Below are 11,441 nucleotides of genomic sequence, written 5' to 3' on the forward strand. Positions count from 1 at the left end.
ACCGTGATGAATGCACCGCTACCCGCGCCGATCAAGGCCGTGATCTTCGACATGGACGGCCTGCTGCTCGACACCGAAGGCATCTATACCGAAGTCACCCAACTGATTGCCGACCGCTACGGCCGCACCTTTGACTGGAGCATGAAGCAGAACACCATCGGCCTGGGGGCTTATGAACTGGCCAGCTATATCGTGCAGGCCGTGGGCTTGCCGATGAGCCCCGAGGCGTTCTTGCAGGAACGCACACCATTGATGAATGCGCGGTTTCCCCAGGCGGCGGCCATGGCCGGGGCCCAGGCGCTGGTGCGGCATTTGTCGGCCCACGGTGTGCCGATTGCGGTGGGTACCAGTTCGTCGCGGCACTATTTCGAACTGAAAACCACCTTGCACCGCGACTGGTTCTGCTTGTTCGATGCCATCGTCACCGCCGATGACCCTCAGGTAGGCGCTGCCAAGCCGGCGCCGGACATCTTCCTGGTGGCTGCCGAGCGGCTGGGAGTGACGCCCGCTGAATGCCTGGTGTTCGAGGATTCGCCATTTGGCATCACTGCGGCCAAGGCGGCCGGGATGTACGCCGTGGCCATCCCGGACCCGGCGATGCCGCAGGAGAAGTTCCTGCATGCGGATGGAAGACTGCTGAGCCTGGAGGCGTTTGACCTCGCGCGATGGGGGTTGCCAGCCTACCGCTGACTCGACGTCCGGTAGGCTGCCTCGTCGTCAGCGGGTGTATGGTAGACCGGGCAAACACCTGGATTATCTCTGGAGAGAGAGGTGACTATGAGCACTCCCATGCTGAACAAGCTGCATCTCAACGGTTATGACATCGTGCAGGTCAACAGCGGCCCGTGGCGCGTCTGTACCAAGGCTGATCGCCTGGCATCCTTCGGTTCCCGTGAACAGGCGCTGGCGTATGCCGCGGCGCTACCGGGTTACAAGGCACGGTCTAGGCCGGTCGCCAATGATGCATGAGCCCTCAACAGCCTCGGTCAATCCGGGGCTTTTTATTGGCACCCAATTGAGCAACACATGACCGGTGGCGAGGGAGCTTGCTCCCGCTGGAGTGCGAAGCGCTCCCAGGATTTTGGGGCCGCTACGCAGCCCAACGGGAGCAAGCTCCCTCGCCACACAGAGGTTATTTTGGGATGATTCGCAGCTGATCAGCCCGTAGGAACCGGTCATGTCCCTGGCAACCTTATTTCTGTTCGTGATGATGAGCGCCGCGATTATCGCGATACCTGGCCCGACGGTTCTGTTGGCCCTGCAAAATGGTTCGCGCCATGGTTTGCAGGCGGCGTTCTGGGGCATGGCCGGGGCGGTGTTGGCCGACGCTTTGCTGGTGACGGCGGTGGCGTGTGGCCTGGGATTGCTGCTCGCGGCCAGCGAAGGGCTGTTTCAGGCGCTGAAATGGATCGGTTCGGCGTACCTCATCTGGATCGGCTGGCAGATGTTGCGATCACCCCAGGCGGCGTTGCCATCGGTAGACGAGGGTGAGGACGGCGGCACCCGCTCGGCGAGTATTTTCACCCGCAGTTTCCTGGTGGCGATTTCCAACCCCAAGGCGTTGTTGTTCATGTCGGCATTCCTGCCGCAATTCGTCGACAGCACCCAGGCACAACTGCCGCAGTACGCGTGCCTGTTGCTGGCGCTGTGCGTGCTCAATGTCAGCATCATGATGTTCTACGCGGTATGCGGGGCACGCTTGCTCAGTCGCCTGCGGCCCGCACATTTGCAGCATTTCAACCGTGGGGCGGGTGGGTTGTTGATGACGATGGGCGTGCTGTTGGCCGCTTACCGTCGTGCCCCGGCTGCGTAACTTAAACGAATGGCTGGCCGTGGAACCCGCGTGGCAGGCGCTGACGGCCTGGCAGGTCGGTCAGGCGCTGGGTCCAGGCACTGCGCCAGTCACCGGCGGCATGGGCGGTTTTGGACTTGCGCGCGGCACGCCGAGCGGCGTTGCGTTGGGTGCGGCGGGCTTCCTTGAAGACTTCGGTGTTACGGCAGGTACGGCACTTGACCCGATTCAGCTCGGTGCTGGAAGGGAGGTTGTTGCCGTGATGACCGCAGGCAAGATGCCCGGCGACCTTGAAGTGAATGACCATGTAAGCGTCTCCTTCTTGGGGGATGCGTCGCATCGGTAATCTGCTGATGCGCGCGGGCAGGGCGGGGCAGCCATTGGCTGATGTTCACCGCTCTGTCTTTTATGACAGTTCGCTGCTCCATGCGTTCGTTTGAGGGTATTGCGCCTCCGTCGACACCCGTAGCGCCTGCTGGTAATGCAACGGCGAGCGGCCGATCTCACGTTTGAAGGCATGGCTGAATGCGCTCTGGGAGTTGTAGCCCAGCGAGAGCGCGAGCTCGATCAACGAGCGTTTGCCCTCAGCCAGCGCCCGCGCTGCCAGACGCATGCGCCACTGGGTGAGGTAGGCCATCGGCGAGACCCCGGCGACGTCCTTGAAGTAGGCCGCAAAGCTGGCTCGCGACATTGCACACGCCTTGGCCAGTACCTCCAACGGCCTGGTTTCGCCCGGCTCGCCATGGATAAGGCGCAGCGCCGGCGCCAGGCGTTTGTCGGTCATGGCGCGCAGCCAACTGCCGGACAGCGGCGGTGCGGTTTCGAAATGCAAACGCAGAATTTCGATGAACATCAGGTGCGCCAGTTGCGATGAGGCCACTGCTGCACCCGGACGATCATGCTCCCGTTCACGCACCAGTTGATTGAGCAACCAATGCAGTGTTTCGAGCGCATGGGTCCTGGCATTCAAATGGATGAAGGGCGCCAGTGCTGCACGTAGCAGGTGTTCGGAGTCAGGGCTGAGTTCCACCTTGCCGCCAATCATGAAGAACTCATCCCCATCGCCGTGATACGCCAGGGCACCCACTCGCTTGTCGAGGATCTGTTGCAAATCCACCGGTGTTGCACTCAGGTCGCTGGCCATGACATGGGGCCTTTCGGCCGACAGTAGAAACACATCGCCTTCGTTTACCGCAATGGGCGTGCTTTCGCCTTTGATCTTCAGCCAGCACGTCCCTCGCAACACGCCCCAGAACTTCAATTGGGTAGCCGGTGGAAAGGCGATCGCCCAGCGTCCGCCCGCCACCAGGCCGCCGGACATCACGGAGCGGGCTTGCATGAAGGTGAGCAACTCGGAAAATGGATCAGTCATGATTTAGACGATTGCTTATAAAAATTGGAGTCTAGCGCATTCATCGTCTAGGTCGGATGGATATGCTGGGGTCTCCAACGTCACTACAGAGGGTTTGATCATGACATCACGCACTTGGTTGATCACCGGAGCCAACAGTGGCTTTGGACGCGAGATGACCGAGCAATTATTGGCACGGGGGGAGCGCGTTGCGGGCACGGTCCGGGATTTGGCGAGCATGGCGGACCTGCGAGCGCTTCATGGCGAAAGGCTGTGGCTGGCCGAGTTGGATCTGACTGATACCCCGGCGATTCGCCGGGTGGTCGATCAGGCATTCAAGGCGCTGGGGTCCATTGAGGTGGTGGTCAGTAACGCAGGCTACGGCCTTTTCGGCGCCGCAGAAGAGATGACCGATCAGCAGATCGAGCATCAATTGGGTACCAACCTGCTGGGTTCCATTCAATTGTTGCGCGCCGCGCTGCCCCACCTCAGGGCCCAGGGTGGCGGGCGGATCCTGCAACTGTCCACCATGGGCGGGCAGGCCGTTTTCCCGGGTGGTTCGCTGTACCATGCGAGCAAGTGGGGAATTGAAGGCTTTGTCGACGCCTTGGGCGAGGAAGTGGCTTGTTTCAACATCGGCTGCACCCTCATCGAACCCGGTAGCGCCCGCACCGGTTTTCGCTACCGCAGCGCGCAACTGGCGCCACGCCTGGAAGACTACGACCGTTCTCCTTCCAGCCACGCACGGCGGATGATCGAAGGCGGCACGACGGTGTCGTCGGGTGACCCGGCCAAGATGGTTGCGATCATGCTTGCCAGCGTCGACCAGCACCCTGCGCCCAAGCGCATTGCCTTGGGGCCAGACGCCTACACCGTGATGCACAAGCAGCTCAGCGACCGTCTGGCAGCACTGGAAGCGCAAAAGGACCTGGCATTTTCGACGGACTTCTTTGTGCCGTAACGAAACCGGCATTGCTGTTCGCGACGCACCCGCTCGTTTATCCTCCGGTCACACACACAATGTGACTGGAGTGGAAGATGAGCAATCAAGAGTCCCAGGAAGGCGGCTGCCGTTGTGACCGGGTGCGTTTTACCGTGACCGAAAAACCATTGATCACCATGGCGTGCCACTGCACCGGGTGCCAGAAGATGTCATCCAGCGCGTTCTCGCTGAGCGCGCTGATCCCCAGCCACGGATTCACCATCACCCAGGGCAACCCGGTGATCGGCGGGTTGCATGGCGTAGACCGCCACTACTGCTGCCCCCACTGCATGAGTTGGATGTTTTCCCGCCCCAATGGCGTGGAAGATCTGATCAACCTGCGCCCCACCATGCTGGATGACGCCAGCGGTTATGTGCCATTCATAGAAACCTGGACCAGTGAAAAGCTGCCGTGGGCGACTACCCCGGCGCAGCACAGCTTTGCGCAGCTCCCGGAGAGGGAGAATTTCCCCGCGCTGATACAGGCGTACGCCGAGTACAGCGGCGGTTGAACTAGTCCATCAGTGCCAGCAGGTCGGTGTCGCCCACGTCGCGCCCGGCCTGGGTCAACAGCGTTGTCACCTGGCCCCGGTGGTGGGTCTGGTGATTGAAGAAGTGCACGAGCAGTGCATGAAAATTCTTGTTCATGGGCGTGCCCGCCATGTTGTGGTACTGCAGGGGCTGATCCAGGTCCGGCTCACTGATCGACTGCACCCAGTCGATGATGAGCTGGTCGAGCCAGGCGCGGTGGGCCGACAGTTCACGGATATCGGCGAAGGCCAGTTTATTCAGGCGTGGCGGCAACGCCAACGCGTCTAACGGTACCAGCGCGGCAAAGCCTGCTGGATGCTCGGCGAAACGCTTGAGCCAGACGCGATCACCCAGGGCGAGGTGGTTCAGCGTGCCAAGGATCGACCCGAAGAACGCGCCACGGTCGGCAATCAAGTCTTCGTCGCTCAGGCCGTGGGCCGCTTCATACACCTTGCGGTTCATCCACTGGTTATAGGTCGCCATCAAGGCAATCTGCTCGGTACGGGTCACGTGAGGTTCCTCGATGGGGGGGCGTCGCCATGATAATGCGAGCCTGCCGGGCGGTCATGGTGTTCTCGCGCAGCGCAGCTATTGTTGTTGATCTGGAACTCTGCGCCCTGGGAGGGTGACACCATGAATACCGGCGATCTACTGGAACAATTGCTGCGGGCGGGCCAGGCCTCGTCCAGCCAGCAGGGCGGCGCTGCACCCGGGTCTCAGGGCGGGCTCGGTGGTTTGGGCGGCTTGCTTGGCGGTTTGCTGGGCGGCAGCGCTGCTTCGGCTTCCGGCGGTGGCGGCCTTGGTGGCTTGCTCGGTGGCCTGGGCGGCATGCTCGGCGGAACCCGTGCGGCACCTCAGGGGCGCACCGGCGGCACCAACTACGCGGCGCTGGCGTCGTTGGGGATGATGGCGTTCCAGGCGTATCAGGCCTGGCAGCGGCAACAGGCGTCGGCGCCGCAGCAGGCGTTGCAGACGGTTGACCAGTTGTCTGGCGCGCAGGTCGAAGAACACAGCCACGCCGTGCTGCGTGCATTGATCGCGGCAGCCAAGGCGGATGGCGAGATTGATGAGCGGGAGCAGCAGATGATCTCGGCCGAGATCGGCAAGCACACCGATGATCCGCAATTGCAGGCGTGGCTGGATGCCGAGGTGGCCAAACCGTTGAATGCGACGGATTTTGCCGAGTTTGCCGGCGACCCGGCGGTGGCGTCGGAGGTGTACCTGGTCAGTGTGCTGCTGGTGGATGACCAGCGGGACGCGGAGCGCAATTATCTGGATGAGCTGGCGGCGCAGTTGAAGATTGATCCTGCGTTGCAGGTGCATCTGGAACAGCAGGCCAAGGGGCAGGTTTAAATCGCTATTTACGGTCATACCAAACCTGTGGCGAGGGAGCTTGCTGTGGCGAGGGAGCTTGCTCCCGCTGGGCTGCGTAGCGGCCCCGGAAATTTTGGGAGCGCTTCGCACTCCAGCGGGAGCAAGCTCCCTCGCCACAGCAAGCTCCCTCGCCACTGGGATCATCGTCTGTGGGTTAGAACCGCAGTGTGGCCCCCGTCGTGAGCCATTGATGCTGATCCCCGATCAAACTGCGTCCTACCACCAGGTCCACGTCCACATTCTTGCCGATATGCATCCTCGGCCCGGCTTGCCAGGCCTGGTCGCCGCCTTGCTGGCCGTAGCGTTCGGCGATCAGTGTCAATGAGTCCATCAGGCTGTATTCAAACCCGGTGCCCCAGGTCGGCCGATGGGTCTGGTCGCCGTCGTTATAGGCGTGGCTCCAGCCGGCGTTGAAGTTAAGCCGCAGGCCCTCCATGGGCTGCCAGGTAAACGGCACATTCAAGTCCGCGCCATCAAACGAGTGCCGGCGGTTCAGCGCGTAATGTACGCCGGCAGACGCGGCCAGTTCCAGGCCCAGGTCTTCCCGGGCCCACAACTGCGCCTTGAGCTGCGGATTCACTTGGGTTTCGCCGTCGCCATCATGGTTGGCCCGGGACACGGCGGCAGTCCACTGCAACCAAGGAATGGCAGCGGAGGTGCAGGCCGGCGCCAGGGTTTCACTGTGGGTTGAGCCCGCGTGCCGGTTGGCGGTGAACCAGGCGTCGACATTGCATTCGCCCGGGGCGTTGATTGCGCCGTCGTCGACCACGTAGGAGCCGCCTGCCGCATGGGCATTCGACATCAGGCTGAGCACCAGCACGATGCCCGCGGTCACGCCGACGAAAATCAGGTTGCGCCGCACTGCCCGAAGCTTGGAGGCGGGCAGGGGATGGAAGGTAACGTGGGTGGTGCGGTTGCGGTATTTGGCGAAACCGTCAGGGGTGTGTTTCTTGTACATGGTGAACCTCGATCAACAGCCGGTGGCGCGCCCCGACCGGACTTGGCAGGGACGCGCCGTGTTTCAAATAGAAAAAAGTGTGCAACGGGGTACCGCTACAACGGGGTTCTTCGTTCATGCCTGGATACTCCAATAAGGGTTGATTCAGCTGTCTACAGTCAGCACATGGATGCCACTGGCCCTGGCCTGGCTCACCAGTTCCGAGGTGTCGTCGCCACCGGGCAGCGCGATGATCACGTCGGGCCGGCTGTCGGTGAGCATGAACTGGTTGCGATGGCGTTCGGCCTGCTTGCCATGGCGTTGCCAGTTGGGTGGGTAACGCACCACATTCACTCCGGTTTCCCGGGCCCAGTCTTCCACGTCGCTGCCCAGGAACTGGCTGCCACCGTGGATCAACACCTGCACCGGGCGCAGGCGGTGGTAGGCGTCCAGCACCTGGCGGGACATTTTTGTATCGGCGTAATGACGACCTGCACAGATCAAGACGCGCATGGTGATCTTTCCTTGTAGTGCGTATTGCCATTTATCGACGCGGGCGCAGCAAGCGGATGCAGGTGCTGTTCAAGCTGCTGGAAAAACCCAGCATGAAGCGCATTTCCACGGCGCTGAGCACGTTGCGCACGTACAGCCGTACGCCCAGCACCATCACCGCCTTGGCCGCCTGGGCGAGGCCGTACACCAGCAGCGCGCGAGCAGCGTTGTCGAGGTAGCTCATAAGTGTGTTCATTGTCTGTCTCCGCGTGCACTGGCTATCTACCGATAGCCAGCGCTTTCAGGGGCGGTTGATCAGTACCACTGCTTGAAGCGGCGGATGTAGAGGGTTTTCATCAGTTGTGCCACGCAGCAGTAGGCGACCAGGGTGCCCACCAGCCATGGGAAGTACGCCAGTGGCAGCGGCTCCAGGCCAACCATCGCGCCCAGCGGCGAGAACGGTACGTAGATGCCCAGCCCGATCACGATGCAGGTCATCATCATCACCGGCCATGCGGCGTTGCTCTGGAAGAACGGGATCTTGCGGGTGCGCAGCATGTGCACCACCAGGGTTTGCGAGAGCAGCCCCTCGATGAACCAGCCGGACTGGAACAGGGTCTGCATTTCCACGCTGTTGGCCGAGAACACGTACCACATCAGGGCAAAGGTGGTCATGTCGAAGATCGACGAGGTCGGCCCGATCCAGATCATGAAGCGGCCAATGTTTTTCGCGTCCCACTTGCGTGGCTTGGCCAGGTATTCCTTGTCCATCTTGTCCCACGGCAAGGCCAGCTGGGAGATGTCGTACATCAGGTTTTGCAGCAGCAGGTGGATCGACAGCATCGGCAGGAACGGGATGAACGCACTGGCCACCAGCACCGAGAACACGTTGCCGAAGTTGGAACTGGCGGTCATGTTCAGGTACTTCATGATATTGCCGAAGGTCTCGCGGCCTTTCAGCACGCCTTCTTCCAGCACCATCAGGCTCTTTTCCAGCAGGATGATGTCGGCGGATTCCTTGGCAATGTCCGTCGCGCTGTCCACCGAGATGCCCACGTCGGCATCCCGCAAGGCCGGAGCGTCGTTGATGCCGTCGCCGAGGAAGCCCACGGTGTGGCCGTTGGACTGCAAGGTCTTGAGCACCCGCGACTTCTGCAGCGGCGTCAGCTTGGCGAACACCGTGCGCTCCTCGACCCGCAGCTTGAGGGTGGCGTCGTCCATCGCTTCGATTTCCGTCCCCAGCAACGGTACGCCTGGCTCCAGGCCGACCTGGCGGCAGATCTTGCTGGTGACGATGGCGTTGTCGCCGGTGAGCACTTTGACGGCCACGCCAATTTCGCGTAGGGCAGCGATCGCCGGGCCAGCGGTTTCCTTTGGTGGATCAAGGAAGGTCAGGAAGCCACGGATCACCAGGTTGCGCTCATCGGCCGTGGTGTACTGCTTGCGGGCGAGTGCCTGGGGAATGTTGCGGGTGGCCAGCACCAGCACCCGGAAGCCGTCCTCGTTGTAGTCCTGGGCAATCGCCAGCAACTCGTTGCGACGCCGATCATCCAGCTCGACGGCCACGTCGCCTTCCATCACGTGGGTGGAAATGCTCAGCATCTCCTCGACCGCACCCTTGCACACCAGCAGGTGATCGTTTTGCGCGTCCTTGACCACGATCGACAGGCGACGGCGGATGAAGTCGAACGGCAACTCATCCACCTTGCTGTAGGCAAACGGCACCTGGAACTTCGGATTCTGCTCGGAGAACTGTACGACCGCCTGGTCCATCAGGTTCTTCATGCCGCTCTGGTGATGGCTGTTGAGCCAGGCGAGGGTCAGCACTGAGTCATCACGGTTGCCAAAGGCGTTGACGTGGTGCTCGAGGATGATCTTGTCCTGGGTCAGGGTGCCGGTCTTGTCGGTGCACAGCACGTCCATCGAACCGAAGTTCTGGATCGCGTTGAGGCGCTTGACCACCACCTTGCGCTTGGCCATGGCGGTTGCACCCTTGGCCAGGTTGGCGCTGACGATCATCGGCAGCATTTCCGGGGTGAGGCCTACCGCCACTGCCAGGGCGAACAGCAACGCGTCGCTCCAGTCACCCTTGGAGAAGCCGTTGAGGAAGAACACGATCGGCGTCATTACCAGCATGAAGCGGATCAACAGCCAGCTGACGCTGTTCACCCCGCGGTCAAATGCGGTTTGCACCCGGGAGCCGACAATCGCCTTGGCCAGGGAGCCAAAGTAGGTGCGCGGGCCGGTGGCAACCACCACGGCTTTCGCCCGGCCGCTGACCACGTTGGTGCCCATGAAACAGATGTTCGGCAGGTCCAGCAGGTTGCCCTGGTCGGCCGCCGTGGACGTGGCGGATTTTTGCGTCACATCCCCGAGGGTGTCGTACTTCTCTACCGGCAAGGCTTCGCCGGTCAGCACGGCCTGGCTGATGAACAGGTCACGGGACTCGATCAGGCGGATGTCGGCCGGGATCATGTCGCCGGCAGACAGTTGCACGATATCGCCGGCCACCAGGTCGCGCATCGGCACTTCCCGCAGGGTCGGCTTGGAGCCCACTTGCTCGCGACGCAACACCGTGGCGGTGGTGCGCACCATGGCCTTCAAGGCCTCGGCGGACTTGGCCGAACGATGCTCCTGCCAGAAGCGCAGCAGGCTGCTGAGCATGACCATGGTCATGATAATGATGACCTTGGTCAGGTCGGCTTCTTCACCGGCCTGCAGTGGCAGCCAGTAGTCAGTGAAGAAACTGATGGCGCCGAGGGTCAGCAGCACGTAGATGAACGGGTTGTTCAGGGCCTGGAGGAATTGCACGATGGCGTGAGGCGGCTTGTCGTGGGCCACCTCGTTGTAGCCTTCACGTTGCAGGCGAGCAGAGGCATCCAGTTCGGTCAGGCCATCCTTGGTTGCCCGGACATTGGCGAGGGTTGCCGAGAGGCCGTTCTGGGCTTCGCGGGCGGCGCGCATCGACAGCTTGGTGTCGGTATCCGTGCCGTTTTTCTTGTGCAGTTTCGGGTTTTTTACTGCGCTCATTGTGTGTACTCCTGTCGCCAATTTTTCGACAAAACATACCCGGTACTTACCTGATGACAGGCGAGCGAAAGCATGCCGAGTCGCTGACTTCGCGATCGGTTTAAATAAAGTGTTGGGTAACTTTCTACAGGCCCGCTAACAGCGCGTTAGTTAACTAACGCGCAGCGGGCTACTACTGGCTTCGTCCATAGAGAACTCCAGCTAATCAACTAACGGATAATCAGGAAGTTGCTGTTTCCAGCTGGCTTATGCCGCGCGAGCGTCCACGTAGAGGCTCAGCATCAGGCTCGCTTGCGCGACCAGGCTGGAAACGTCCCGTCTCTGTGGGTCTTGAGGGTCGGCATGATCCCATTGCTGGACCAGGTGGCCGGTGGTGGGGCAGATACGCCAGTGTGCCCGGGGAGTCGGGCACACGCGGGGGGATGAGGTCACAAAGGTGCTGCGGGTAGGGGAAAAGCCTACGGGCTCGCGGCACAATTTGGCACGCAGGGCGTTAGCCAGCGTACGCAGATCAGGTAAAACAATCAGTTGAAAGGTCATAACACACCTCGGGACCGGACTGGCATCCGGTGAGGCAGTTACGTTGGAGCGTCAGGCTCTAGCGCAGCTTACTCGGCCGGAAAGGCGAGTCCCGTCATTTTTTCTGGGTTTGGCGCCCGATTCGCCGCATTCACGGTGATCGGACAACGACTAGATACTGTGTCCATTGGCTTCTTTTGTGAGGTTGAAAAATGGCCCTGAGTTGCAGGCACGGGGAATTTACTCAGGCAGTTGCCGGATGTCAACGTTTAATGACTTAAATTGTTACTGGTTCAGAGTTTGTTCAGATAGAAGGTTGGGGGAAGTTGCAATATCAAGTGTGCTTATTGATAAATGCTCGGTGTGTGGAGGGTAGGTGAAGTAACAATAGCCGGATAACTTATCGCGGGGTTCCAAAGCCTGCGTTCGGCCA

At 61.2% G+C, this 11,441-nt stretch carries 14 protein-coding genes; 6 read left to right on the forward strand and 8 right to left on the reverse strand.

All coding sequences use genetic code 11. The features are described from left to right. Positions 1-6: 6 nt before the first annotated feature. The 3 genes from HX815_RS11685 to HX815_RS11695 all read left to right on the forward strand — a co-directional run bounded on the left by HX815_RS11685 (position 7) and on the right by HX815_RS11695 (position 1,813). Complete coding sequence (locus HX815_RS11685) at positions 7-690, forward strand: HAD-IA family hydrolase (protein WP_177028280.1); 684 nt, start codon at positions 7-9, stop codon at positions 688-690. An 87-nt stretch (positions 691-777) separates the two neighbouring features. Further along, positions 778-969 carry a hypothetical protein gene (locus HX815_RS11690; RefSeq protein WP_023658809.1) on the forward strand — a complete coding sequence of 64 codons (192 nt, stop codon included), beginning with the start codon at positions 778-780 and terminating at the stop codon, positions 967-969. A 208-nt stretch (positions 970-1,177) separates the two neighbouring features. After that, complete coding sequence (locus tag HX815_RS11695) at positions 1,178-1,813, forward strand: LysE family translocator (protein WP_177028281.1); 636 nt, start codon at positions 1,178-1,180, stop codon at positions 1,811-1,813. A 1-nt stretch (position 1,814) separates the two neighbouring features. On the opposite strand, the gene HX815_RS11700 is transcribed toward HX815_RS11695, so the two are convergent. Together HX815_RS11700 and HX815_RS11705 are read right to left on the reverse strand one after the other, a co-directional pair. Then, entirely contained in the window at positions 1,815-2,099 is a 285-nt protein-coding gene (locus tag HX815_RS11700) for a hypothetical protein (protein WP_003207761.1), read from the reverse strand. A gap of 99 nt (positions 2,100-2,198) precedes the next feature. Next, entirely contained in the window at positions 2,199-3,164 is a 966-nt protein-coding gene (locus HX815_RS11705) for an AraC family transcriptional regulator (RefSeq protein WP_102368998.1), read from the reverse strand. A 100-nt stretch (positions 3,165-3,264) separates the two neighbouring features. On the opposite strand from HX815_RS11705, the gene HX815_RS11710 reads away from it, so the two are divergent. After that, positions 3,265-4,104, forward strand: a complete 840-nt coding sequence (locus HX815_RS11710) for an SDR family oxidoreductase (RefSeq protein ID WP_032899357.1) — start codon at positions 3,265-3,267, stop codon at positions 4,102-4,104. A 77-nt stretch (positions 4,105-4,181) separates the two neighbouring features. Next, the gene (locus tag HX815_RS11715) at positions 4,182-4,637 is read left to right on the forward strand and encodes a GFA family protein (RefSeq protein ID WP_003207766.1); all 456 of its coding nucleotides are present in this window, start codon (positions 4,182-4,184) and stop codon (positions 4,635-4,637) included. Position 4,638: 1 nt separating this feature from the next. Here HX815_RS11715 and HX815_RS11720 read toward each other — a convergent pair whose 3' ends face one another. After that, complete coding sequence (locus tag HX815_RS11720) at positions 4,639-5,166, reverse strand: DinB family protein (RefSeq protein ID WP_177028282.1); 528 nt, start codon at positions 5,164-5,166, stop codon at positions 4,639-4,641. 123 nt (positions 5,167-5,289) lie between these two features. Here HX815_RS11720 and HX815_RS11725 point away from each other — a divergent pair, with 123 nt between their 5' ends. Beyond that, the gene (locus HX815_RS11725) at positions 5,290-6,009 is read left to right on the forward strand and encodes a tellurite resistance TerB family protein (protein ID WP_177028283.1); all 720 of its coding nucleotides are present in this window, start codon (positions 5,290-5,292) and stop codon (positions 6,007-6,009) included. A gap of 175 nt (positions 6,010-6,184) precedes the next feature. On the opposite strand, the gene HX815_RS11730 is transcribed toward HX815_RS11725, so the two are convergent. From HX815_RS11730 to HX815_RS11750, 5 genes are all read right to left on the reverse strand, one after another. Next, positions 6,185-6,988, reverse strand: a complete 804-nt coding sequence (locus HX815_RS11730; protein ID WP_177028284.1) for a hypothetical protein — start codon at positions 6,986-6,988, stop codon at positions 6,185-6,187. A 144-nt stretch (positions 6,989-7,132) separates the two neighbouring features. Continuing rightward, positions 7,133-7,480, reverse strand: coding sequence for a DUF2493 domain-containing protein (locus HX815_RS11735; RefSeq protein WP_177028285.1), 348 nt, complete (start codon positions 7,478-7,480; stop codon positions 7,133-7,135). Between the two features lie 31 nt (positions 7,481-7,511). Further along, positions 7,512-7,715 (reverse strand): hypothetical protein, encoded by a 204-nt coding sequence (locus HX815_RS11740; protein ID WP_256351087.1) that lies wholly within the window; start codon positions 7,713-7,715, stop codon positions 7,512-7,514. A gap of 59 nt (positions 7,716-7,774) precedes the next feature. Further along, the gene (gene mgtA / locus HX815_RS11745; RefSeq protein WP_023658814.1) at positions 7,775-10,489 is read right to left on the reverse strand and encodes a magnesium-translocating P-type ATPase; all 2,715 of its coding nucleotides are present in this window, start codon (positions 10,487-10,489) and stop codon (positions 7,775-7,777) included. 246 nt (positions 10,490-10,735) lie between these two features. Continuing rightward, the gene (locus HX815_RS11750) at positions 10,736-11,029 is read right to left on the reverse strand and encodes a hypothetical protein (RefSeq protein WP_003219143.1); all 294 of its coding nucleotides are present in this window, start codon (positions 11,027-11,029) and stop codon (positions 10,736-10,738) included. Positions 11,030-11,441 lie beyond the last annotated feature (412 nt).

It is taken from the genome of Pseudomonas sp. E6002 (assembly GCF_013385565.1).
In the GTDB taxonomy this organism is placed as follows: domain Bacteria; phylum Pseudomonadota; class Gammaproteobacteria; order Pseudomonadales; family Pseudomonadaceae; genus Aquipseudomonas.